This is a genomic window from Streptomyces hazeniae, from assembly GCF_031845485.1.
Classification (GTDB): domain Bacteria; phylum Actinomycetota; class Actinomycetes; order Streptomycetales; family Streptomycetaceae; genus Streptomyces; species Streptomyces hazeniae.
The window spans coordinates 185,938-209,955 of sequence record NZ_JAVREQ010000003.1 but is presented as its reverse complement, the minus strand read 5'-3'; the positions used below and the strand labels follow the sequence as shown (position 1 = coordinate 209,955).

Sequence of the window (24,018 nt, the reverse complement as noted above, 5' to 3'; positions counted from 1 at the left end):
TCCGACGGTACGGCGCCCGGCGGTCTCCGCAAAGCGCCTTGCGGAATCAGCAAGGAAAGGTCAGGATGAGGGCATGCACGGAGTCGCCGACATCGAGGCCCTGGCGCGGTCGCGCCTGCGCAGCATGCGCACCACACTGGGGTACTCCCTCGACGAGCTGGCCGAGCGCACCCACCTCAGCCCGTCGACCATCAGCCGCGTCGAGACGGGCAAGCGCACGCTGAGCCTCGACGTGCTGGTGCCGCTGGCCAACGCCCTCCAGGTGAGTCTCGACGCGCTCTTCGAGGTGCCCACCGACGACGACGTCGTCATCCGCCCGGTCGCCCACAGCAGCGGCACGCGGACGACGTGGCCGCTGAGTCGTCCGGACGGGCGCACGGTCGCGATGAAGATGCGCCTCGAACCGTCCGACGCGCCGCCGAGTCAACGGGTGCACCCGGGCCACGACTGGTTCCTCGTGCTCGAGGGCCGCGCGCGCCTGTGGCTGGGCGACCGGCAGATCGACGTCGACACGGGGGAGGCGGCGGAGTTCGCGACGATGGTCCCGCACGCGCTCACGGCCCTGGACGCTCCGGCCGAGTTGATCATGATGTTCGACCGTGAAGGGCAGCGCGCCCACGTGCACCAGTGAGGCGGCTCGGGGCGGATTCCGACGGGCGGAAGCGGTCGAGCCGCCCGAGGGTGCACCGCGGGCCCGCCTCAGGGGACGTCGGGGGTGGTGAAGCCTCGGAAGGTGACCCGCCTGCGTGAGGTGAAGCCGAGTCGCTCGTACAGGGAGATCGCTGCGGTGTTCGCCTCCGCCACGTGGAGGAAGGGCCGTTCGCCGCGCGCCACGATGCGTGCGGCGAGTGCGGTGACGAGGCGGGAGGCGTGGCCCTTCCCGCGTGCGTCGGGTGCGGTGCAGACGGCGCTGATCTCGGTCCATCCCGGAGGGCGCAGACGCTCTCCGGCCATGGCCACCAGGACGCCGTCCGTCCGGACGCCCAGGTAGGTGCCGAGTTCGTGGGTGCGCGGCCAGAAGGGCCCCGGCTCGGTCCGGGCGACGAGAGCGAGCACGTCGGGCACGCTGTCCGCACCCAGCTCGACGAGGTCGGTGCCGGGCGCGGATTCCGGCCGGCCGGGGCGGGCGTCGCCGTTCCAGATCATCTGACGGCCCTCCAGGGTGAAGACCGGCTGCCAGTCCGGCGGCGGGAGGGACGGGCAACTGAACATGTCGGCGAAGGCGCCGGGGCCGAGCAGCCGGGCGAGGTCGGCCCAGTCCTGAGCGTCCGGGTCGGTGGCCACGGCGGAGAAGGTGGCCACGTCCGTGAGGTAGGTGGCGGCGCCGCCGGCTCTTCGGGCGAAGGCCGCGTGCCGGCCGCCGAGCGACCGGCCCACGGGGTCGTCGAGGACCGGGTCGTCGAGGACCGGCTCGTCGTCGTTCGTCATGGTGCAGTTCCTTCCTGCGGGCAGCGGGGCCGGCCGGAGGGCGGCCGGTCTCGTCGGGTCACCGCCCGCGGGGCCGTCCACGTCCTCGCCCGCGCCGCGGCACGGACTCCGGTCCGGAGCGTGGCGCGCGTCGGGCGGCGTCGGTGCCGCGGTTCGCCACGGTCGGCGGGCAGCATGCCGGCCGTGGGCGCGAGCCGTGCGGGCGTTCTTTCAGTCTCCCCCGCCCCGGGTCATCGGCAGGCGGCGGCTCCGTCGCCGTACGGTGGACGGAGCCGAGGAAGCGCTGGTTGGGGCGCCGTCGCACGACCGGCGGGCCGGGTTTCTCCTCGGAGCCTCGCGCACCTGACGGGTCATAAGCAAAAGCTGACGGTCCGACAAAAGGTCTATGTGATCTACGAGTTCATTGCAGCTATGCTGCCGAGGGCTCGGAGCGCTGACGCAGTGGATCTCCTCTGCCGCTCCCTGTCCTGTTGCCGTGTCGAGGGTGTGCGCCTCGGCTGAACGGTCTTCCCGTCGCTGTACGAAGAACACCGCCTGTGGCGCGCGTCGCTTCAATATTGTGAGGATGCTGATGGTTCGTGCTGGATCGTCCCCCGGAGCCCCGCGGTCCGTACCTGCGGCGGCGTGGTTCCTGCCCGCCGCCGTGACGGCGGCGGTGACGGTCGTCGCCGGCCTGATGGTGCAGCCCGCAGCGCGCGCGGCGGTCGTCTGGTGCGGTGCCGCGGCCACGCTCGCCGTCGCCGCGCTCGCGGCGGAAGTGGCCCGCCGCGGCGCGACGGCCGCCGCCGAGCGGGCCCGGCACGCCGAACGGGAAGAGGCGCTGCGCAGCCGCCTGATCCAGCAGGAGGCGGCCACGACGGCACTGGCGCAGCAGCGTCTGCCCGAGGCCGTCGAGCGCCTGCAGGAGGGCGAGTTCGCCGAGGACGTCCTGCTGTCGATGGAGTCCACCGGGGACGGGCTCAGCGACGAGTTCCGGGCAGCTCACCGGGCGCTGCTGCACAGCGTCGTCCAGGCCGTGCAGGCCGAGGAGACCCTGCGGGACTCCGCGCAGCGCGGCGTGGTCAACATCGCCCGCCGTGTGCAGGCCGTCATCCACCAGCAGGCCCGCGACCTGCGGGAGATGGAGGAACGGCACGGCAGCCGGCCCGACTTCTTCGCCGACCTGCTCAAGCTGGACCACGGCACCGCGCTCATCGGCCGCCTCGCCGACAGCATCGCCGTGCTGGGCGGGGCACGCCCCGGCAGGCAGTGGAGCAAGCCCGTGGCCCTCTACAGCGTGCTGCGCGGAGCGATGTCCCGCATCACCGACTACCAGCGCGTCGAGCTGCACTCGGTCGTCGACGTCGCGATCACCGGCCCGGCCGTGGAACCGCTCATCCACGCGCTCGCCGAACTGCTCGACAACGCGACCCGGTACTCGCCGCCCAAGGCGAAGGTGCATCTGACGGCGAGCGAGGTCCACGCGGGTGTCGCCGTCGAGATCGAGGACGGCGGCGTCGGCCTGAGCGAGGAGGCCAGGTCCCGCGCCGAGCAGATGCTCAAGGAGGCGCAGGCCGGGATCGACCTGAACGACCTGGGCGAGGCGCCGCGCCTCGGGCTGGCCGTGGTCGGCCGCCTGGCCAGGGCCTACGACTTCCAGGTGTCGCTGCCGCCGTCCGCCTACGGCGGGGTGCGGGCCGTGCTCGTCGTGCCCAAGCAGCTGGTCACCACGGCGCCGGTCACGGTACGCGCCCACGGCATCGGTGCCGCTCCCGGCGCGGGCTCGCGCGCGCACACCCCGGCGGACGCCGGAGCGGGCGGCGGTGTCCGCCCCGGTGCCGGACACGCCCCGCGGCGGGCGGCGGCCGCCGCCCCGGCACCGGCCCACGGTCTCCCCGAGAACGCCGAGGAGGCGGCTCCCGCGGAGGAGCCGGTGCGCAACGCGAACGGCCTGCCGCAGCGGCGCCGCCGGCGGCAGGGCCCGAACGGCCCGGGTCGCTTCGGTCCCGCGCGCCCGGCTCCCGCCGCTCCGCCGGTCGCGCAGGGAGAGGCTCCCGCACCGCAGCCCGGCATGTGGATGGCCGACCTGGCGAGCGGGTTGTCCGGCGAGGGGCGCACGAGGCCGGCACCCCGCCACAGCAGCACAGACACGACGTCGGATGAGGGTGAGTGAGCGATGAATCGGCGGGTCGACATGGACTGGATGCTGAAGGACCTGGCGGAGAGCGTCCCGCAGACACGCCATGTGGTGGTGCTGTCCTCGGACGGCCTGTGCATGGCGCGGCACGCCACCGACCAGGACACCGCCGACCGGATCGCCGCCATCGGCTCGGGGCTGCAGAGCCTTTCGGTGGCGATCGCCGCGGAGTTCGAGCACAGCAGCGGCCGGATGCGGATGGTCGTCATCGAGGTCGACGGCGGCTTCATGTACCTGATGGCGGCCGGTGCGGGAGCGCATCTCGCCGTGCTGGCGGACGAAGGGGTCGACGCGGGTCTCGTGGGCCAGTGCATGCGCGACCTGGTGGCGCGTATCGGCGCCCACCTCACGAGCCCTCCGCGGCATGACGGATCCTCCGTATGAGCGGAGGAGACGAGGAGTGGGAGGACGCGGAGACGCCCGAGCGGCTCTACGTCATCACCGGAGGCCGCACCGACTCGCCGGAGACGGCGGGTCTGGGGCTGGTCACGCTGATCGTCGCCCGCGTGCAGCCGAAGGTCGGGATGCAGCCCGAACACGCGGCCATCCTGCGGATGTGCGGTGCCCCGCTGTCCCTGGCGGAGATCTCCGCATACCTGCGGCTGCCGGTCAGCGTGACCACCGTGCTGCTGACGGACCTGTTGGACGAGGAACTGGTGCAGACGCGCAACCCTGCATCCACGCTTCCGGACATCGCACTGATTGAGGCGGTAATCGATGGACTCAGCAAGCTCTGAGACGGTCACGGGACCGCGGAGCGAGGACGCGCTGCCGTCGTCGACCAACGTGGCGGTCAAGCTCGTCGTGGTGGGCGGCTTCGGCGTCGGCAAGACGACGCTGGTCCGTTCGGTCAGCGAGATTCGTCCGCTGACGACCGAGGAGACGATGACGCAGGCCGGCGCCACGGTCGACGACAACACCGGCGTCGAACGGAAGACGGCCACCACCGTCGCGATGGATTTCGGTCGCATCAGCCTCAATGAGGAGATGGTCCTCTACCTCTTCGGCACGCCCGGACAGGAGCGGTTCTGGTTCCTGTGGAACGGCCTGTTCGACGGAGCACTCGGCGCCGTCGTCCTCGTCGACACGCGACGCCTCGAGGCGAGCTTCGACGTGATGGGCCGGCTGGAGGAGGCGTCGGTCCCGTTCATCGTGGCCGTCAACGCCTTCCCGGACGCCCCCTCCTACGCCCAGGACGACCTGCGCGACGCGCTCGACCTGCCGCCGAGCGTACCGATCGTGGCGTGCGACGCCCGGCACCGCGATTCCAGCCGTGACGTCCTGATGACGCTGATGCACCACCTGCGTTCCCTGGCCACGACTTCGGAGGCGATGTGAACTCCCCGAACGAACCCACCCCCGGGCCGGGGCCGGCCGCACCACCGCCCGGATGCCCCGCGCACGCCGCCGGGGCGGACGGCCTGCGGCGTCTCTACGGGCCGGAGGCCGACGCCGACCCGATGGCGCTGTACGAGAAGCTGCGCGCGGAGCACGGGGCCGTGGCTCCCGTGCTGGTGCACGGAGACCTGCCGGCGTGGCTGGTGCTCGGTCACCGGGAGAACCTGGAGGTGGCGCGGACCTCGACGCTCTTCAGCCGCGACTCGCGCCGCTGGCGCGACATGGCGGAGGGCAACGTGCCGCCCGACCACCCCCTCACGCCGATGACCGCGTGGCAGCCGCTGTGCGTGTTCGCCGACGGCCCCGAGCACGAGCGGCTGCGCCGCGCCGTCACCGACAGCCTGTCCCGGTTCGAGGCGCGCGGCATCCGGCGCTACGTCACCCGCTTCTCCCACCAGCTCGTCGACGACTTCGCCGCCGCGGGGCGGGCCGACCTGGTCGACCAGTTCGCCGCCCAGCTCCCGCTGCGCGTGGTCACGCAGCTGTTCGGCATGCCGGAGGACTACGGTCCCCGGCTCGTCGACGCGGCGCGCGACATGCTCGGCGGCACGGAGACGGCGGTGGCCAGCAACGACTACCTCACCGAGACACTCCAACAGCTCGTCGAGCGCAAACGCGCCACGCCCGGCCACGACGTGGCCTCCAAGCTCATCGAGCACCCGGCCCGGCTGAGCGACGACGAGGTGCGCGAGCACCTGCGCGTCGTGCTGGTCTCCGCCAACGAGCCGACGGTCAACCTGATCGCGGGCACCCTGCGGCTGGTGCTCACCGACCGTCGCTTCCGCGCGAACCTGGCCGGTGGCCACATGACGCTGCCGGACGCCCTGGAGCAGGTGCTGTGGGACGACCCGCCGATGACGACCAACCTCGGCCGCTGGGCGACCGGGGACATCGAGCTGGCGGGCAAGCGGATCAAGGAGGGCGACCTGCTGATCCTCGGCCTGGCCGCGGGCAACGCCGATCCGGCCATCCGTCCGGACACGTCCGCCTCCCTGCACGGGAACCGCTCCCACCTGGCCTTCAGCGGCGGTCCGCACGAGTGCCCCGGTCAGGACCTGGGCCGGGCCATCGCCGACACCGGGATCGACGTCCTGCTCAGCCGGCTGCCCGACCTGCGCCTGGCCGTACCGGAGGAGGAGCTGACCTGGAACGCCTCGCTGATGTCGCGTCCGCTGGCCGCCCTGCCCGTCCGCTTCACCCCCGGGCGGCTCCGGTCGGCGAAGGGTTCGCCCGCCCCGGAGCAGGCCGCGGGCGCCGAACTCCCGCCCCAGCGCAGCGTTCCCTCCCCTCCGGCCCTCGCGGACGCACCCAGCCGGACGGCGCCCGGGGCTTCCACGTCCCGTCGGCCCTTCCGCCGTCTCCGGTGGCGCCGTTAGGGACTGTCCGGCCTTGCCGGTTCCGGGGCCCCGGTCGCGCGACCGGGTGAGACGCGTGCGGGTGCGGGTCCTGGGGCGGTTGTCGGGCGCGGGTCCGGTGCGCGCATATGATGGCGCAATATGCCCTCTTGACATGCCAGTTCGATATCCGGGGTCTTGAGTGCCCCGGAACGATGTGATCCACTTCTGGCCGTCTTCGATACGCGATGCAGCCACCGCGATACCCCCGCGGTGGCTGCATCGGTGTGTCGTGGACCTGGTCGCGGTGCAGGCGGCTCCCCGAGACCCCGTGGAGAGCGGCCGTCCGCTGAACGACTGAGGTGATCGCTCGTGCACCACGGGTTGCTCGTCCCGCCCGTCTACTCTCCGATACCCCCGGCCATCCACCCGCGGCACCAGGCCGTCGACCGTCAGAACGCCGCATGGGCGCACGCCTTCGGCATCGGCTCGACGGAACTGCGTGACAAGCTCGTCGCCAGCGAGATCGGCACCTTCGCCGCGCGCATCCTCCCCGAAGGCGACGAAGAAGTCGCCCGGCTCCTCGCCGACTTCATCCTCTGGCTGTTCGGCGTCGACGACGGCCACTGCGAGGAGGGGGAACTCGGCGCCGACCCGGGCCTGCTCGCCGGTGAACTCTCCCGCCTGCTGCGCGTCGCCCAGAACCCCGAAGCGCCGATGCTGCAGCAGGACCCCCTCGCCCACGGCCTGCGCGACCTGAGCCGCCGCATGGCCCACCACGGCACGCCGGCCCAGGTGACCCGCTGGGTGGACGCACTGCGCGAGTACTTCCTCTCCGTGGTGTGGGAGGCCGGCTACCGCAGTCACGCGACGGTCCCCGACCTCAACGACTACACCCTCATGCGCCTCTACGACGGTGCCACCTCCGTCGTCCTGCCGCTGCTGGAGATGGGGCACGGCTACGAACTCGACCCCGGCGAGCGCGACCACCGGTCGGTCCGGGCCGCGGCCGAGATGGCCTACTTCGTCATCACCTGGGACAACGACCTCTTCTCCTACCACAAGGAGAGCCGCGCCGGGCAGCACTACCTCAACGTGCTGCGCGTCCTCCAGCACCACCGAGGAATGGACCCCGAAGACGCACTGCGGACCGCCGTCGCCCAGCGCGACCGCGTCATGGTGCTCTTCGAGAGGCTCTGCGACCACCTGACGTCCACCGTCGCCGGCCCGCGGCTGCGGCAGTACCTGCGCAGTCTCGGCCACTTCATCCGGGGCGCGCAGGACTGGGGCATCAGCTCCCACCGCTACACCACCCCCGACGACCCGGCACGGCTGCCCTCCACCTTCCTCGACGCCCCGACCGACGACAGCAGCGAGCCGCTGGACATCCCCTGCATCGCCTGGTGGTGGGACCTGCTGCCCCGCACGCAGGACGCCCCCTCGCCCCCACTGCCGCACAAGACCTCACTCACCGAACTGATCGCGAACTGACGGCCGGATGCCGAGACAAGGAAACGCTGTGATGGCCGCAACCAGCGCCGCCGCGGTGCCACGGGCACCGGGCCGCATACCGCTGATCGGACACGTCCTCCCGCTGGTCCGCCGCCCGCTCGACTTCATGCAGTCGCTGCGCCACACGGGCGACTTCGTGCGGGTCGACGTGGGAACCCTGCCCATCTACTTCGTCAACAGCGCCGAGCTGACCCACGAACTGCTCGTCACCAAGGCGCGCCACCTCGACAAGGGCCGCTTCTTCGTCCGCGCCCGCGTCCTGGTGGGTGACTCCCTGCCCACCGCTCCCAGCCACATCCACAAACGCCACCGGCGGCTGATGCAGCCCAGCTTCCACCAGGCCAAGATCGCCGGGTACGCCGCGACCATGGCCGCCCGTGCGCGTGCCATGGCCGACGCGTGGACCGACGGCCAGACCGTCCAGGTCGACCAGGAACTCGCCGAGTTCTCCGTGGGCACCCTGGCCGAGACGATGTTCTCCGCCGACATCAGCCGGCCGGCCGCCGAGGCCGTCCGTGTCGACGTGCCGATCCTGCTGCGCTACGCGCTGCTGCGAGCCGTCACCCCGCGCCTGCTCGACCACCTGCCGATACCGGCGAACCGGCGCTTCAACCAGGCGGCGAAACGGTTGCGCACGGTCATCGACGACGTCATCGCCGCCTCCCACAAGGAAGGCGACGTCGACTACAACGACCTGCTGTCCATGCTGCTCAACGCCCGCGACGCGGACACCGGGGAGAAGCTCACCGACCGCGAGATCCGGGACGAACTCGTCGCCATCATGTTCGCCGGCACCGAGACGACCGCCTCCACCCTCGCCTGGACCTTCCACGAACTCGCCAAGGCACCGGAAGTGGAGAAGAGGCTCCTCGCGGAGATCGACGAGGTGGCACCGGACGGGAACATCGCCTTCGAAGACCTCCCGAAGCTGACCTACACCCGGCAGGTGATCGACGAGATCGGCCGCATGCACTCGGTGCCGCTCCTCATGCGCCGCGTCACGAAACCGGTCGAGCTCGCAGGGCACCGCCTGGAGGAGGGCACCGAACTCGCCTTCAGCCTCTACTCCCTGCACCGCGACGAACGCCTCTACGACGACCCGCACACCTTCGACCCGGACCGCTGGCTGCCCGAACGCCGCGAAGGGCGGCCCCGTGAGGGGTACATCCCCTTCGGCGCGGGAAACCGGAAGTGCATCGGCGACGGCTTCGCGCTCACGGAGATCGCCATCGCGATGGCCACCGTCCTCTCCCGCTGGCGGTTCGAGCCCCTGCCGGGCCACGCGGTCCGGGAGGTCGCCTCTGCCGTCGCCCACCCGGACAAGCTGCCGATGCGGGTCGTGTCCCGCCGGACGTAGCCGCCGTCCGCCCGGCCCCCGGCCGGGTCCCGGTCCGGTCCGTCTCTCCGCGGACCGGGCGGGTCCCGGGCCGTCCGCACCTGCGGGACCTCTCGCGCAGGGGTGCGTCAGCCTCTCACCGTCGGTAGACGGCAGAAGCACGAGGCGTGGACCGGGACGTCGTCCCCGCCGTGAGCGGCACCACGCGACCGTCCTGACACCTGTCGTGACTATGACACCTGTCACGACTCGCATGACAGGCTGTTACATAGTGCGCCTGCCGGGTGACCGCTGGAACAGTGATCGTCGCAGGCCGCCCCCCTGGGGCACATCCCTCAGCTCCCGTCCCGTGTGACGCTCTGTCGCGGGTCGGGGCGGCGTTCCGGATCGGGGAGAGGTCTCCGGGACGCCGTACTCCACGCCCCCGCCCGCACGTGCAGCGGGCGGGGGCGCTCTCGCGTCCGGAACCACCGACGGGGCCATCGGGCCCACGTTCGTGGCGTTGAATCCGATCGCGCTGCTTCTCCGGTAGAAGGAATCATGAATCTCTCGTCCGAGACGGAGGACCGCACCTGTCCTGTGAGCCCGCAAACCCCACTGCGGTCCCGCTGTGGCACGCAGACTCCGCACCCGGACGTGGACACTCCGGGAGCCGTGGAGGCACTTCTGGCCTCGTGGCTGGAGGACCGTGTGGTCGAAGCGGCTTCACTCGATGAGGTGTTCTGCGACGAGGTCGCCCGGCCCGTGGCGGACTTCGTCCTGCGCGGCGGCAAGAGACTGCGTGCCTCGTTCCTCTGGTGGGGGTGGCGTGCGGCGGGGGGTCCGGGCCGGGAACCCGAGGCGCGCGGCGCGCTGAAAGCCGCGGCCTCTCTCGAGTTGCTGCAGGCGCTCGCCCTGATCCATGACGATGTGATGGATCGCTCCGAGACGCGGCGCGGAAGGCCGGCCCTTCACGTGGACTTCGCCGCCCGCCATCGCGGGGCCGGCATGAACGGCTCTCCGGAGGTCTTCGGCACGAGCGGTGCCGTGCTGGCCGGTGATCTCGCTCTGATGTGGGCCGAGGACCTGTTCGCCGAGGCGACACGCGAGCGTGCGGCTCCTCGTGGCGAAGACGTCGGGTGGCGGGCCATGCGGGCCGAGATGGTCGCCGGCCAGTACCTGGATCTGCGCACGCAGGCCGTCGGAGCGTTCTCACCCGAAAGCGCCTTGCGGGTGGCGGCGCTGAAGACGGCGGCCTACACCGTGCGGCGTCCGCTGGGCATGGGCGCGGCCCTCGCGGGCGCCTCCACACACACCCGCAGGTGCCTGGAGGCCGCGGGGCACAGCGCCGGCCTCGCCTTCCAGCTCCGCGACGACCTCGACGGCGTGTTCGGCGACCCGGCCGCAACCGGAAAGCCGGCGGGGGAGGACGTGCGCGAGGGGAAGGCCACCCATCTGGCGGCCCTCGCGTGGCAACGGGCGGAAGCGCGCGAGGACCACCAGGCGCTCGAGGTGATGAGGCGCGTCTTCGCCGACTCCCACCTGGGCGCCGAAGCGCTGCAGGAGTACCGGCACGCGCTGGTCCGGGTCGGCGCGCGTGACGCCGTGACCGAGCGGATCGAGGCACTGGTGAAGCACGCCACCACGGAGCTTGCCGGCGCCCGGCTCGACTCCGACGCCGCGCAGCGGCTCGTCGACCTCGTCCACGCCGCCACCCGCGTCGTCCCCGGAGCCCCGGGGGCCGCAACGGACCGGAGGAGTACGTGACGCGAACGGTTCCCGGCCCCACCGATCATGTCGTGGTGGTCGGCGCGGGACTCTCCGGGCTCTCCGCCACACTGCATCTGCTCGGCTCCGGCCGGGAGGTGACCGTCGTCGAACGTGACGCCGGACCGGGCGGCCGGGCGGGCCACACCGACCTCGGCGGCTTCCGGCTCGACACCGGCCCCACCGTGCTCACCATGCCGCATCTTCTGGACGAGGCGTTCGCCGCCGTCGGCACGTCGGTGAGGGCCCGACTGGAACTGACGCAGCTCCACCCGGCCTACCGAGCGCTTTTCGCCGACGGCTCCAGCCTGGACGTGCACACCGACGCGGAAGCGATGGAGGAGGAGATCCACCGCTTCGCCGGGCCGCGCGAGGCAGCCGGGTACCGCGCTCTCCGCCGTTGGCTGCAGCGCCTGTACCGCGTGCAGATGCGCCGTTTCATCGACGCCGACTTCGATTCCCCCCTCGACCTCCTGCATCCGGACCTGGCGCGGCTGGCCGCACTCGGCGGCTTCGGCCGCCTCGAGAACCGCATCGGCCACTTCCTGCGCGACGAGCGGCTGCGGCGCGTCTTCACCTTCCAGTCGCTCTACGCCGGGGTGCCGCCGGCCAAGGCGTTGGCGGCCTACGCGGTCATCGCCTACATGGACACCGTGGCGGGCGTGTACTTTCCCACCGGTGGCATCCACGCCGTCGCTCGTGCCATGACCGCGGCAGCAGCCGAAGCCGGGGCCGCCTTCCACTGGAACACCGAGGTCGGCAGCCTGGAGCGGTCCGGCGACCGGATTCGCGCCGTGCGCACCGCCGACGGTCGTCGCCTGCCCTGCGACGCCGCCGTCCTGACCTGCGACCTGCCCGCCGCCTACCGCCTGCTGGGCCGCACACCGCGCCGACCGCTTCGGCTACGGCACTCACCGTCCGCCGTCGTGCTGCACGCCGGAACCGACCGCACCTGGGACGAGCTGCAGCACCACACCCTCTCGTTCGGTCACGCCTGGCATCGCACCTTCGACGAACTCACCCGCCACGGGCGTCTGATGACCGACCCGTCGCTGCTGATCTCACGCCCCACCGCCCACGACCCCGGCCTCGCCCCACCGGGGCGGCACCTGCACTACATCCTGGCGCCCTGCCCCAACACCGACATCGGCCCGAGCCCCGCCGCCTGGCGCGACCTGGGGCCCCGCTACCGGGACGAGCTGGTCGCCGAGCTCGAACGCCGCGGCCTGACCGGCCTGAACACCTCCATCGAGGACGAGCAGTTGGTGACCCCCGCCGACTGGACGGCCCAGGGCATGGCCGCAGGCACCCCCTTCTCCGCCGCCCACACGTTCGCGCAGACCGGCCCGTTCCGTCCCCGCAACCTGATGCGGGGCATCACCAACGGCGTCCTCGCCGGCTGCGGAACCACCCCCGGCGTCGGCGTCCCCACGGTCCTCATCTCGGGGAAGCTCGCCGCCCAGCGGATCACCGGAGCGAGGGCGCTTCCCGCGTCCCGTCACCACCACTGCGCCGAGAGCATGCCGCACTGCGGCAGCCGCATCCCGGCAGGAGGCACCGATCATGACGGCACGTGAACTGACCGCCGCCGGCATCACCGAACCGGGCCTGCGCCGGGACTACACGCTGTGCCGCGCCCTGAACGCCCGCCACGGCCGCACCTACTTCCTGGCCACGCGCCTGCTGCCGCCCGCTCGCCGCCCGGCCGTGCACGCGCTGTACGGCTTCGCCCGCTGGGCCGACGACATCGTCGACGACCTCGCCGCCGACGCCGCCGTCCACGAGCGGGCGGCAGCCCTGAGCCGCTGGGAGCAGGAGCTGGCGGCCGGCCTCCGTACCGGCTCCAGCCGCGAACCGGTCGTCCGAGCCCTGGCGCACACGGCCCGCACCTACGGCATCCGCCACACCCACTTCACCGACTTCATGGCGTCCATGCGCATGGATCTCCAGGTCCGCGCCTACGCGGACTATCCGGCTCTGCAGACCTACATGCACGGCTCTGCGGCCGTCATCGGCCTGCAGATGATGCCGGTCCTGGGCACCGTGGTCCCGGCGGAGGAGGCCGAAGCCCACGCTGCCGCGCTCGGTGTCGCCTTCCAGCTGACCAACTTCCTCCGCGACGTCGGCGAGGACCTCGACCGTGACCGCGTCTACCTGCCCGGCGACCTGCTGGCCGCCCACGGCGTCGACCGGGGCCTGCTGCAGTGGAGCCGCGCCACCGGACGCGACGACCCCCGCATCCGCAGCGCCCTGCGGGCCGCCGACGCCCTCACCCGCGAGGTGTACCGGGAGGCCGAGCCGGGCATCGCCCTGCTCGATCCCGTCTCCCGCCCCTGCATCCGCGCCGCCTACACCCTGTACTCGGAGATCCTCGACGCCGCCGCCGACGCCGGCTACCCGGTCCTGCACCGCCGCGTCGCCGTCTCGCCGGCCCGCCGCGCCGTGGTGGCCGCACGCGGCGTCACGGGAGTCGCCGCCGCCCGGCTGCGGCACGCCCCGTCCGCAGCACGTCGACGCCCCGGGACGCCGGAACCCGTCCGTCACCCCGTTCTGCCGCGAGAGGACTCGGCATGAACCCGCTCCGCGCACCTCGCCGCCGGCCTCGTCTTCCGCTCTCCTGGCGCCGCCGGCCCAGCCGCTGGGACGCTCAGGAGCCCACCTGGCGCGAGGCGAGACCCGCGCTCATCGCGGCCGCCCTGAAGACGGCGTCCGCTCGGCCGACCGGCAACTGGTATGTCGTCGCAGGCAGCCGCGAGGTACGCAAGGGTGCCGTCCTGGGCCGCACCGTGGGCGGTCTGGAGGTCATCCTCTGGCGTGGGGACGACGGTGCGCTCCGTGCGGGGCCGGGTGCCTGTCCGCACCTCGGTGCGCCGCTGCGTGACAGCCCGGTGCGCTGCGGGAGAGTGGTCTGCAACTGGCACGGTCTCGCGCTGGACGGCGCGCCGTTCGCCGGCTGGGAGCCGTACCCCGCCCACGACGACGGCCTGCTGGTCTGGGTGCGACTGGACGCGCCGGGAGGCGAGTCCCCGTTGCGGAGCCCGCTCGTCCCCGCACGTCCCTCCCTGCCCGGCGCGGTCGGTGCCGTCGTGAGCGCGCAAGGCGTGTGCGAGCCGGAGGACGTGGTCGCCAACCGGCTCGACCCCTGGCACGGCGCCTGGTTCCACCCCTACTCCTTCGTCGACCTCACGGTGGAGAACGCCGCCGACGAAGGCTTCACCGTACGGGTGTCGTTCAAGGTGGCCGGCCGGCTCGTCGTGCCCGTGCGCGCGACGTTCACCGCCCCCGGACCCCGCACCGTCGTCATGCGGATCGTCGAAGGCGAAGGCGAGGGGTCCGTGGTCGAGACGCACGCGACCCCCCTCGGGCCCGACGCGCACGACCGGCCCCGCACGCGTGTCGTCGAAGCCGTCGTCGCCACCTCCGAACGGACCGGGTTCGTCGCCGCGCGGCGCGCCGCCCCGCTGCTGCGGCCGCTCATGAGTGCGGCGGCCGCGCGCCTGTGGCGCGACGACCTCGCCTATGCCGAACGCCGCTACCTGCTGCGCTCCACCGGTCGTTTCCCCGGCTGACCGCACCACCCGGCAGCCCGAAGGGGACGAGCAGCGGGGCTGCAGGTCAGGCCAGGGCGGCTGCGGCCCTCAGCGCGGCTGAGCGCCCCGCCCGCGGCACGGTCCACAGCGTCTGCCCGCGCACACCCCACTGCCGCAGCAGGGCATTCGCCGCCTGGAATCCGGTGGTCGCCGCCCTCTCCATCAGTGCCACCGGCAGGTCGGTGCGCACCAGATCGCCGGCGAGCATCAGCCGTGCGTGCGGCGTGGTCACTCCGGGGCGGCGCCGGTGACCGCCCACCTCGAAGAGCGGGCAGTCCGCCCGCCACTCGTGCCGCGCGTCGATGATCCGGGCGTGACGCGTTTCCGGATACACCGCGTGCAGGTGTGCCGTCAGCTGCTCCTCCGTGGCCGCGCGGTCGGTGCCGTCGGCCACGGCGTAGGCGTGCAGTTCGACGACCGAACCGCCGGTGCGCGCCGCCCATCGGCGGGCCTCACCCTCCCACCGGTCGAGGACGCTGACGTTGTCCAGCGGGCCGTAACCGCTGGTGCCCAGGAACCCCGGCCGGTCGGCGGCCACCGGGCGGTCCAGCCACAGGCGGGAGACCAGGAACGGCGGCGCGGCGCGCAGCCCGGCCACCCGCGAGCGCCAGTCGGCGTCGCCCAGACCGGGGGAGCGCTCCACGAGGGACCGCAGCCCCGTGGTGTCCAGTGCGAGCACCACCGCATCCACCTCCTCGCCGCCCGGTTCGGAGACGACCGTGAACCCTCCGTCCCGGGGCTGCACGGTCTCCACCGGTGTCTGTGTCCGCATGCGTACACCGTGACGGGCCAGGTAGCCGGCGAGCGGTTCCCACAACGCGTGCGGGAACGGTTCACGGGGGACGTCGAACAGCAGGCCCTCGCTGGAGCCGAGGAAGTAGATGTGGAACATCAGGACGAGTTCGGCGGCGGAGAAGTCGCGCGGGTCGGCGAAGAAGCTGCGTGCGAACACCTCGAACGCGAGATGCCGGGCGGCGGGCGGAAACCCGATCGCGTCCAGGTACGAGGCGGCGCTGACGCCGTCGAAGCGCGCGTACACCTCCGGGACCCGCACATCCAGCAGCGACAGTGCCGCCCGGGGCCGGATCCGGGTCAGATCCCGCCAGGCGAAGGCCTCGCTGCGGGCCACGAACGCCGCCGCGTTCCACGGGGGCGTACGGGGCAGTCCGCGGAAACCGTCACGCAGACCGTCGCGGTGCCACAACGGATAGTCCGCGAGCGGCGTGAGCATGCCGAGGGATCCGTCCACCCGCCGCAGCAGCCCCCGCAGGTTGTAGTACTGGCGAAAGAAGGCGTGGAAGCCGCGGCTCATCGTGACCCGGCTGCCGTCCGCGAGACGCTCCGGCCGGCCCAGCAGCCGACCGCCCAGCCCGGACTCCCTCTCGTACACCGTGACGCGCGCACCACGTTCGGCCAGCCCGGTCGCCGCCGCGAGCCCGGCGATGCCGCCGCCGATCACCGCGACGCGCGGCGGCGTACCCGTCAGCCGCGGCGCCCCCGGTGGCGGCCGCAGCGCCTCCGCGCGCGGGTCGCGTCCACGTCGTGCCCGGCCGTGAGCATCCACACGGATCACGCGGCACCCCCTCGGCGCGCGACGAAGGTGTGGACGATGCCCCATTGCCACCCGGTGGCCGGAAGCACCCGCACGTCCTCGAATCCGGCCCTGCGCAGCCGGGCACGGAAGTCGGGGGCATCGTCGAAGTCCAGGACGCTGCGCCACAGATGCCGGTACAGGCGGCCGTCGCCGCGCAGTGACGCCACGGGGACGAGACCGCCCCGGCAGACTCCCGTCCACAGCGCGCGGTGCGCCCGGGCGCCGCTGAGGGTGTACTCGTGCACCGCCAGCCGCCCAGCCGGAGCCAGCAGGTCCCGTACCGCGGCCAGCACCCCGTCGGTGTCGGAGAGGTTGCGGAAGAGGTACGCGGCGAAGACCGCGTCGAACGGGCCCCGCACCCCGGCTTCCGTGAGCTTCTCGACGGGGCCGTGTACGAACTCCACCGCACCGGGCGGCCACGGTTTGGCCTCCGCCCGCTCCAGCATCCCCGCCGACGCGTCCACGGCGGTGACGTGGGCCCGTGGCGCGGCGGACAGCAGCGCGGCGGTGGAGGACCCGGTGCCGCAGCCCAGATCCAGGATGCGCGGTGCCGCACCGCGGTCAGGAAGGCGCAGTCGTCGCGCGGAGCGCCTGAGCCCGGCCCGGTAGCCCGGGTTGGCGGCCGTGAAGCGGTCGTAGGTGCCGGCGGCGTGGTCGAAGGCGGCGGAGAGTTCTTGGTCGTGCAGCAGGGGCACCGCGTCTCCAGGGTGGGTGTGAGGCAGGCGTCAGGTCGTCGTGGGCGGTCGGGGCCGCAACCAGGGGAGTTCGGCCACGGTGCGGAGCATGGGCAGCACCGGGGTGCTCGCCCCGACCCGCAGGTCTTCGAACGGTGTCGTCGTCCCGTCCAGAAAACGCAGCAACCGCCGGGTGTCGTTACGCGTGAACAACCGCTCGAAGAACGCGGCGCCGTCCACCCGGCCGGTGTCCAGGGCGCGCAGCATCACCGCGTCCATCGCCCGGGACCTCGCCGTGTGGGCGGGAGGGGGCGTGGGAGTGCGGCCGGCGAACAGGGCGTCGGCCACGGCGCGCACCTGGCGCTGCGCGGCGGTGAACGTGTAGCCCGTGGAGGGCCGCGTCGCGCCGCCGGCCGTACCGATGCGGAAGACGGAGGCACCGACGCGCCGGGGGAAGCGGCCGTCCGTCATCGGGATGGCGCCCTGCTCGGTCGCCTCGACCTCGAAGCGGTCGAGTCCCAGGACCTTCCCCGTGTAACGGTGCAGGGCTTCGTCGTACTGCGCCACGGTCAGGGGTCTGCGGGAGAACTCGGTGTACTCCACCAGCGCTTCACGTGTGCTGAAAGGGAGGACGTAGCCGAAGGACAGACCTTCCTGCGGCTGTTCGGTGCGCAGATCCATCAGCACCGCGGCTCCCGGATCGAACGCGGCGTGCTCCGTGCGCAGGAACCAGCCCCGGAAGTGCTGCCACAGCAGGGTCCGTGCCGCAGGCAGGGCGTGCGGACGGGAGTCGAAGACCCACCGGGCGCACACCGTACTCACCGCTCCGTCCGGACCCGTGCAGCGCACGCGTGCCTCCCGCTGCCCGTCGTCGATGCCGGTGACCGTGGCATCGAGACGGGACAGGGTGCGAACGGCCGCGAGGCGGCGGTCGGTTTCCCGCTCGTAGGAGGGAGAACGGATCATCAGGTAGCGCATCGGCGAGATGTCCGCTGCGACGACGCGGCCGCTGGGTCCGTGCACGCGGACCCTCGGCCAGGACGCCGTGGCGAGTGCTTCGAGTTCTCCCGGGGCATCGTGCCAGAAGCACCACGTCCGCTCGGGCGGGCGCAGCCGTCCGAGTGGCGTCTCGATGAGAAGGACCGTCGGCCGAGGGGCTCCCGGCGGCGGGTCGGCCAGCATCCGTGCGAGGGAGAGACCTGCCGCTCCGGCCCCGACGATCGCGACGTCGACGTCAGGCACCGGCCGCACCGCCGCGGCCGTTCAGCGGCAGGGAGCCGCGGACCACGCTCCGACCCGAGTGGGCCGTGGTGCCGTCATACGGCTGGGCCGACACGTCCAGCAGGGCGTACACGTCGGTGTCGACTCCTTTCGGAAGGGTGAGGGTGGAGCTGCCTCCCGTGCCCAGGGTGCCGAGCGGAATCAGCTTCCGGTGCGTGCGGTCCATGAGCCACACCTCGTAGTACCCGGCCGTGGACGGCAGACCGTGCACCGTCACCCGGACGCGGCCCGGCGCGCCGTCCCGCACGAGCTGCACCTCGCCCCGCGCCTCGCCGGTCCCGCCCGCCTCGCCCGCCTCCGGCGGAGTGAGGGCTCGTGTCCCGGCCGCTGTGGGTGACGTCTCGGGCTGCCGCATCTCCCACCAGGTTGCGGCACTGCCCGCGGCGGCGCCGCCCAGCACCAGGCAGACGACGGAGACGACGCCGGCCAGCCGGCGAGAGGTCCGCCAGGTACGCCGGGTACGCCCTGCCACGGTGGGCGTCTCGCGGTCGGTGGCAGCGGATTCCCCGCCCGTGTCACCCCGCGTGGCGCCCCACGTACGGGCGTCCTTCGTCACGTCGGCCAGCAGCGCCTCCCACACCCTGGGCGGCGGCGGTACCGGGAGGTCTTCCGCCGTCAGCGACCGCCCGGCGTGGGCGACCCGCTGGAAGGACGCGAGTTGCTCGATGCAGGCGTCGCAGTGACGCAGGTGGCTGGTCTGCCACGGGGTGAGTGCCGCCGCCTGCCCGTCCAATGCGCGTGCCGCGAGGTCTGCCGGATCGATGTGACGCACTGCGGAAGACCTCCTTCTGACACCACCCCGGTCGGGGGTGCCGTGGCGCACACAGGGTGATCATGCCCGCTGCCGGGGTTCTGCGGTGACGACCAGGTTGTTCCGGTAGCCGCTCCCCTCGTCGTACGGGGGAGCGCAGGTGATGAGGGTGAGCACCGGAAGCCCTTCCCGGCGGAACAGTCCGGACGGCAGCCGTTCCTGGTCGACGACCTCGCGTGCGGTGATGCGGTACCGCGCCGGTTCCGCTCCGTCCCGGCGGATCGATACCTCGTCCCCTGCACGGACGTCGTAGAGAGCGGCGAACTCCCCGAGCTCCCCGGTGGCATGGTCGACGTGTCCCACGAGCACCGCGGATCCGCGGACCTCGCCGGGTGCGACGCCGAAGCGGTACCAGCCCGCCGAGTCGGGCGACGTCGGGACTTCCACCGTTCCGTTCTCCAGCACTCCCACGGGCTCCACGCGCGCCGCGAGGCCGACCCGGTCGATGCGGATGCCCGTCGGCTCGGCGGGCGGCCCGGCCGGCAGCGCGTCCGTCCCGGGTCGCCCTGCTCCGCTCGCGCTCGGTGGCGTCGAGTGTGGGGCCGGAGCGGGCGCCCCGGAGCTGCGGGTGTCGCCGGTCGCCCGGGTGCCGAAGTCCGGCGGCGGACCGCCGCCGGGCAGCAGCACCAACGCCACCGCTGCCACGGTGCAGAGCACCGCGGCAGCGAGGGCTGCCCGGACCGGCGGCAGGCGTCGTCGCATCGGGTGCCTCCTGCGATCCCCTCCCCTCAGCGACGGGAGGCCGCGGCCGTCTGCCGGCGCTGACGCAGTGCCAGGGCGCCGGCCGCCAGGGCGGCCGCACCTGCGGAGCCGGCCAGCCAGAGGGCTGCGGAGTTGCTGCCGGCCTGGGTGTCGCCCGCGCCGGCCTCGACGCCGCCCGGTTCGGAGTGCATCCCGGAGAGCGTCTGCACCTTGAGCGCGAGGTTGTCCTCCTCGGCGCTGCCCCAGGCGTAGACGATGTTGCTCGTGCCTTCCTTCAGGGGCAGGTCGGCCGGGCCGATGGCCACGTCATCGGTCCCGGCGAGCGTCACGTCGGCGGAGACGGTGCCCGCGTCCACCACGCCGGACTTCTCGTTCGGGTTGGTCAGGTCCTTGAACACGGCCTTGTCGTTCGCCCGCACATCCACGGCCGGCGCGGCAGCGACGTGCCGCACCGTCAGGCGGGACTTGCCGGCGTCCACCTTCGCGGTGTCGTTGACGAACGCGGTCAGTTGCGGCTCGCCGTCGGCGCTCAGGTGAGCGGCGACGGTGGCGTTGGCTCCGGCGGGCACCTCGACGGTCTTCTCGATCGCAGGGTCGTCCGACTTCGGGTCGGCGCTGTCGGGGAAGACCTTCAGGTCGTAGCTGCCGGCCGCCAGCGGCATGGGCTCCGTGAGCGTGCCCGGCTTGAAGTCCGGAATGAGCTCCTTGTCGCCGGCGTAGACGTCCACGGTCATCCCCGGGACCCCGTGGAAGACGGACACCATGGCCTTGTCCTGCTCGGAGGCGCCGGCGGGCGCAGCGGCGGTCAGGCCGAGGGCGCAGGTGCCGAGAGCAGCCGCAACGGCGGTGCTCCTGCGGATGTACGACATCTCTCTGGTTCCTTTCACGGGGAGCTCCGCCCGGCGCGGAAGCTGCTGACCTGTATTCCGGGAATCGGGGTGTTCCGGATGCACGGTCGGCCGACGAACCGGGTCATGTGGGGGCAGGGCGGGCACCGGCGGGGGCACCGACGCCGCTGGCTCGCCGGGATGTGCCCGCTGACACCCCGGGTGGGAGTGGCATGTGCATGCAGCGACAGGGGCGGGCAGAGCGAAGTACGCACTACGACGCACGTTCACGATCACCGACACCCGTCGCCCGAGCCCGGCGGGAACGACTACGCGCGCCTCACCGTCAGGGCCCAGGACACCGGGTGCGAGCTGAACGCGTGGTGGGACTACGCGGCCTGAGCGGACAGCCGGCAGAAGCACGAGGAGTGCACCGGGACGTCCGCCCTGGCCCGCGCGAGGCGCAACTGCTGCTCGATGAGGGCGGCTTCACGCGTGCGGCCCAACCGCTCCAGGCACTCGTGGTAGCCGTGGAGGCTCCATACGTTGCCCGGGTGCTGCTGGGACCGGGGGATGCTGCCGTCCAGGCCCAGGTCGGCCCGGTACACCGCCTCGGCCTCCTCGACGTGGCCCTGCTCCAGCAGCAGCGCGCCGTAGGCGTGCCGGGTGGGCTGCATCCAGCCCCAGGGTTCGTCGTAGGGGAGGTGGTCGTCGAGTTCGATCGACCGGCGCAGCGCGGCGTAGGCGTCGTCGAGGTTCCCCCTGCGGTACTCCAGTTCGCCCTCCAGCATCGAGGCCGCCACCGCGAGGATGTCCTGACAGGTGTTGTTGAACAGCATGCGCGACTCCGGCACCCGCAGCCGCGCCGCGTCGAACATCGCCTGCTGGGCGGCGGCCGCGTCCGTCCGGCCGGAGGCGGCGTGGGCGATGGCCTTCGCGTAGTGCAGGAGCGCTGTGGTGACGCAGTACAGCTCGGAGTCGCCGGGCAGTTCGGCGTCGATGATCTCCTGCCACATGCCGAAGCGGATCAGGACGTGCAGGCGCAGGGGGAGAAGGCCCTCGAGCCAGTCCGCCATCGGCGGCACCTGCACACGGAGGAGTTCCTCGGGCACCGCGGCCTCGAGCGCGTCGCACGTCTGCAGCGCAGCCGCCCGCTGCCCGAGGAACATCGCGCCGTAGATCTTGAAGTGGTAGTCGTGGCAGCGGTACAGCGTGTAGAAGTTCATCGGTCCGGAACGCGCCACGCACTTCTCGTCCGCCTCGATGGCACGCGAGTTGGACGAGACCACGCGGGCGTAGTCGCCGCACAGGACGTCGAGGTGGGTGGGCATGTGCTGCAGGTGGCCCGCGTCGGGGACGAGGTCGCGGAGCCGGTCGGCCATCGGCAGGGCCTGTTCCGGCGCGGACGACATCTCCATCAGGTGGATGTACAGGTGCAGCACGCCCGGGTGGTCCGGTCCCCCGGGCAGTCCCAGCGCGTGGTCGAGGACGGCGCGGGCCTCCACGGCACGGGACCCCGGCGCCGGCTCACCGGTCCACTGGTCCCACAGCTGCCAGGGGGTGAGGTTCAACAGCGCGTCGGCGAACAGCGCGGCCACGTCGAGGTCGTCGGCGTGCTCGCCGTACACGCGGCGCATCGCCTCGGCGTAGCGGTGGTTCCACACCGCCAGGTCCGGCACCGCCCGCGGCCGCGGGTAGCGGTGCCGCAGCGCCCCGACGAGCGCCCGCTCCACCGGCGCAGCCCGGTCCGCGAGCCGTGCCGCCTCTTCGGACGCCTCGAACGCCCGGGAGACGCTCGTCGCGAGATCGACCGGGTCGAAGGCCTCCCACGGCTTGTTGTAGTTCGGCCCCAGCGCGAAGGCGACGCCCCAGGGAGCCATGGCGCACTCCGCGTCGTGGGCGCGCGCCCGCTCGAAGCAGTCGATCGCCTCCTCATGGTGGAAGCCGTAGCTCCACATCAGGCCGCGGTCGAACCAGACCTGCGCCGCCTCCACCGTGGTCGACACCGGCCGGCTGTAGCGGCCGAGGTCGTAGTAGTCGCTCATCGCACGCACCTCCGGCCGTCTCCACCACCACGGGCCCCGTGCGACGGCGGACCGCCTCCCTGCCGCGGCCGCGGCCTCGCTCCGACACGAAGGCGAGCCGCCCCGCATGCCGATCGGCGTCGCCGTGTCCTACGCAGGGCGGAGGTGACGCCACTGCACTTCCATTTTGAACGGTTCGGCCGTCAGCGGCCAGTCGAGGCCACCGCGTTTGGAGGACGTCGGCCCCGGGAGGCAAGCGTCAAGTTCACTATTCGATCTGCATGGACTCGGGTAGTTTCGGCGGGTCGTCGCACTGCTGGACAGCGTGGCGAAGAATGGACAGCGCGAGGTCTGCTGCGTTCTGACGTTGCTCCAGACTGTCCGCGTCGGGGGCGTTCGGAGCCCAGGCAGAAGCCCTCATTGCACCTTTCCGAAAGTCCGGTGGCAACGTCTTCGATTGGGAGAGAGCGCAAGGCGCCAAGAGGACTGCGCCAGCCTCGCTGGAGGCGCCGCCGACCCCTCGGGTTCCGGACGTCAAACGCACCAGCCGACCTTCGTTGTGTGAGGGTAGTGAGGCTATGATTTCGTTGAGTGACGTCTTGGTCGCAAGCGTGCGGTTGGGGACGAAGTCTGCGTCGAGGGCCACGGCAAGCCCCTCGCTCCCCGTCCGGTCGCCTACCGTGCACGAGAATGAGTAGCCCCGCGATTCGCTCTCGACGAACCGGGGTTCCAGCCGGTCCAGGTCTTCCGGAGCCAGCTCCTGCATCTTCACGGCGTCCACCTTGCTGGTCAGTACGTCGTTGCTGCACTGCGCGTTGAGAAGGTGGTCCTCGTTCGCAGAGCAACTCGACACGACGAGCGACGTCACCACGGCTGCCCCGATTATGCGTCCTCGCGTCATGAGAGAGCCTGCCACCCCTTGTATTCGACCTGCACGGCTATGCCTCATCCACGTGAACGCTGGTAGGAAGCTTTGCGGGGTCGTCGCATGCTTCGACTGCGTGGCCGAGAAACGACAGTGCAAGATCGGCAGTGTTCTGACGCTGTCTCAGGTCATCCGGATCGGAGGCATTCTCGGCCCTGGCGCCGGCAAAAATAACCCCTTCTCTCATTTCCGGGGTCAGGATCCCCGCTTCGGAGAGAGTGCACGGGGCGTACAGGATGGCACTTGCGGCACCGGAGACTCCGCCGACGCCCGGTTCGTTCGATTTTACCCGTGCCAAACGACCGTCGACGGTCATGGGTTCTGTCAATTCGCGAAGGGATTTCTCGGATGGACGTCTGACATCCGACAGGTAACCTGCATTGAAGTAGATGATGAGCCCCTCGCGCCCCGAGCCATCGCCTACTGTGCACGAGGCAGTGTAGCCTTGTGCTTCACTCTCGTTAAATCGGGGTTCAAGGTGATCGATTCCGTTCGGTGCGAGTTCAAGAATTTTTTCGGCATCCTCTCTACTCGACACCACATCGCTGCTGCAGTGCGCGTTCGCCATCAGATCATCCGTTGATGAGCAGGCCGACAGGGAGAGGGATATGGCCACGGCAGACCCGAGGAAACGCGTGCTTTGCGCAGTCGCTTTTTGGT

The 24,018-nt window shown here is 72.0% G+C and carries 22 protein-coding genes; 12 read left to right on the top strand and 10 right to left on the bottom strand.

Features of this window, described 5'->3' with window-relative positions:
- Window positions 1-73: 73 nt before the first annotated feature.
- Window positions 74-631 carry a helix-turn-helix domain-containing protein gene (locus tag RM572_RS06080; RefSeq protein ID WP_311672247.1) on the top strand — a complete coding sequence of 186 codons (558 nt, stop codon included), beginning with the start codon at window positions 74-76 and terminating at the stop codon, window positions 629-631.
- A gap of 68 nt (window positions 632-699) precedes the next feature.
- Here the strand turns inward: RM572_RS06080 and RM572_RS06075 are convergent, their stop codons facing one another.
- On the bottom strand, window positions 700-1,428 hold the full coding sequence (locus RM572_RS06075) for a GNAT family N-acetyltransferase (protein WP_311672246.1): 729 nt from the start codon (window positions 1,426-1,428) through the stop codon (window positions 700-702).
- Between the two features lie 571 nt (window positions 1,429-1,999).
- Here RM572_RS06075 and RM572_RS06070 point away from each other — a divergent pair.
- The 11 genes from RM572_RS06070 to RM572_RS06020 all read left to right on the top strand — a co-directional run bounded on the left by RM572_RS06070 (window position 2,000) and on the right by RM572_RS06020 (window position 14,499).
- A complete protein-coding gene (locus RM572_RS06070; RefSeq protein WP_311672245.1) occupies window positions 2,000-3,580 on the top strand; it encodes a sensor histidine kinase in 1,581 nt (526 codons plus the stop codon).
- Between the two features lie 3 nt (window positions 3,581-3,583).
- On the top strand, window positions 3,584-3,988 hold the full coding sequence (locus tag RM572_RS06065; protein ID WP_311672244.1) for a roadblock/LC7 domain-containing protein: 405 nt from the start codon (window positions 3,584-3,586) through the stop codon (window positions 3,986-3,988).
- Window positions 3,985-4,341, top strand: a complete 357-nt coding sequence (locus tag RM572_RS06060) for a DUF742 domain-containing protein (protein WP_027763182.1) — start codon at window positions 3,985-3,987, stop codon at window positions 4,339-4,341. The genes RM572_RS06065 and RM572_RS06060 overlap by 4 nt, the downstream gene beginning before the upstream one ends.
- The gene (locus RM572_RS06055; RefSeq protein ID WP_311672243.1) at window positions 4,322-4,942 is read left to right on the top strand and encodes a GTP-binding protein; all 621 of its coding nucleotides are present in this window, start codon (window positions 4,322-4,324) and stop codon (window positions 4,940-4,942) included. The genes RM572_RS06060 and RM572_RS06055 overlap by 20 nt, the downstream gene beginning before the upstream one ends.
- On the top strand, window positions 4,939-6,378 hold the full coding sequence (locus tag RM572_RS06050; protein ID WP_311672242.1) for a cytochrome P450: 1,440 nt from the start codon (window positions 4,939-4,941) through the stop codon (window positions 6,376-6,378). The genes RM572_RS06055 and RM572_RS06050 overlap by 4 nt, the downstream gene beginning before the upstream one ends.
- A 330-nt stretch (window positions 6,379-6,708) precedes the next feature.
- Window positions 6,709-7,827 (top strand): selina-4(15),7(11)-diene synthase, encoded by a 1,119-nt coding sequence (locus RM572_RS06045; protein ID WP_311672241.1) that lies wholly within the window; start codon window positions 6,709-6,711, stop codon window positions 7,825-7,827.
- 31 nt (window positions 7,828-7,858) lie between these two features.
- Window positions 7,859-9,205: a cytochrome P450 gene (locus RM572_RS06040; protein ID WP_311672240.1), complete on the top strand. Its 1,347-nt coding sequence runs from the start codon at window positions 7,859-7,861 to the stop codon at window positions 9,203-9,205.
- A 633-nt stretch (window positions 9,206-9,838) separates the two neighbouring features.
- Window positions 9,839-10,930, top strand: a complete 1,092-nt coding sequence (locus tag RM572_RS06035; RefSeq protein WP_311672239.1) for a polyprenyl synthetase family protein — start codon at window positions 9,839-9,841, stop codon at window positions 10,928-10,930.
- On the top strand, window positions 10,927-12,507 hold the full coding sequence (crtI, locus tag RM572_RS06030) for a phytoene desaturase family protein (RefSeq protein ID WP_311672238.1): 1,581 nt from the start codon (window positions 10,927-10,929) through the stop codon (window positions 12,505-12,507). Before RM572_RS06035 ends, crtI begins: the two co-directional genes overlap by 4 nt.
- Entirely contained in the window at window positions 12,494-13,504 is a 1,011-nt protein-coding gene (locus RM572_RS06025; protein WP_311672237.1) for a phytoene/squalene synthase family protein, read from the top strand. The genes crtI and RM572_RS06025 overlap by 14 nt, the downstream gene beginning before the upstream one ends.
- Window positions 13,501-14,499, top strand: a complete 999-nt coding sequence (locus RM572_RS06020; RefSeq protein ID WP_311672236.1) for a DUF5914 domain-containing protein — start codon at window positions 13,501-13,503, stop codon at window positions 14,497-14,499. The genes RM572_RS06025 and RM572_RS06020 overlap by 4 nt, the downstream gene beginning before the upstream one ends.
- Before the next feature lie 46 nt (window positions 14,500-14,545).
- On the opposite strand, the gene RM572_RS06015 is transcribed toward RM572_RS06020, so the two are convergent.
- The 9 genes from RM572_RS06015 to RM572_RS05975 form a co-directional block, all read right to left on the bottom strand.
- Window positions 14,546-16,138 carry an FAD-dependent oxidoreductase gene (locus RM572_RS06015; protein ID WP_311672235.1) on the bottom strand — a complete coding sequence of 531 codons (1,593 nt, stop codon included), beginning with the start codon at window positions 16,136-16,138 and terminating at the stop codon, window positions 14,546-14,548.
- Complete coding sequence (locus RM572_RS06010; RefSeq protein ID WP_311672234.1) at window positions 16,090-16,809, bottom strand: methyltransferase domain-containing protein; 720 nt, start codon at window positions 16,807-16,809, stop codon at window positions 16,090-16,092. Before RM572_RS06010 ends, RM572_RS06015 begins: the two co-directional genes overlap by 49 nt.
- Window positions 16,810-16,839: 30 nt before the next feature.
- Entirely contained in the window at window positions 16,840-18,030 is a 1,191-nt protein-coding gene (locus RM572_RS06005) for a lycopene cyclase family protein (protein ID WP_311672233.1), read from the bottom strand.
- Entirely contained in the window at window positions 18,023-18,841 is an 819-nt protein-coding gene (locus RM572_RS06000) for an anti-sigma factor (protein WP_311672232.1), read from the bottom strand. Before RM572_RS06000 ends, RM572_RS06005 begins: the two co-directional genes overlap by 8 nt.
- 60 nt (window positions 18,842-18,901) lie before the next feature.
- Window positions 18,902-19,582, bottom strand: a complete 681-nt coding sequence (locus RM572_RS05995; RefSeq protein ID WP_311672231.1) for a class F sortase — start codon at window positions 19,580-19,582, stop codon at window positions 18,902-18,904.
- Between the two features lie 26 nt (window positions 19,583-19,608).
- Entirely contained in the window at window positions 19,609-20,451 is an 843-nt protein-coding gene (locus RM572_RS05990; protein ID WP_311672305.1) for a DUF4397 domain-containing protein, read from the bottom strand.
- 347 nt (window positions 20,452-20,798) lie between these two features.
- The gene (locus RM572_RS05985) at window positions 20,799-22,454 is read right to left on the bottom strand and encodes a tetratricopeptide repeat protein (protein ID WP_311672230.1); all 1,656 of its coding nucleotides are present in this window, start codon (window positions 22,452-22,454) and stop codon (window positions 20,799-20,801) included.
- A gap of 247 nt (window positions 22,455-22,701) precedes the next feature.
- Window positions 22,702-23,304, bottom strand: coding sequence for a hypothetical protein (locus RM572_RS05980; RefSeq protein WP_311672229.1), 603 nt, complete (start codon window positions 23,302-23,304; stop codon window positions 22,702-22,704).
- Between the two features lie 67 nt (window positions 23,305-23,371).
- On the bottom strand, window positions 23,372-23,974 hold the full coding sequence (locus tag RM572_RS05975; protein WP_311672228.1) for a hypothetical protein: 603 nt from the start codon (window positions 23,972-23,974) through the stop codon (window positions 23,372-23,374).
- Window positions 23,975-24,018: the final 44 nt, after the last annotated feature.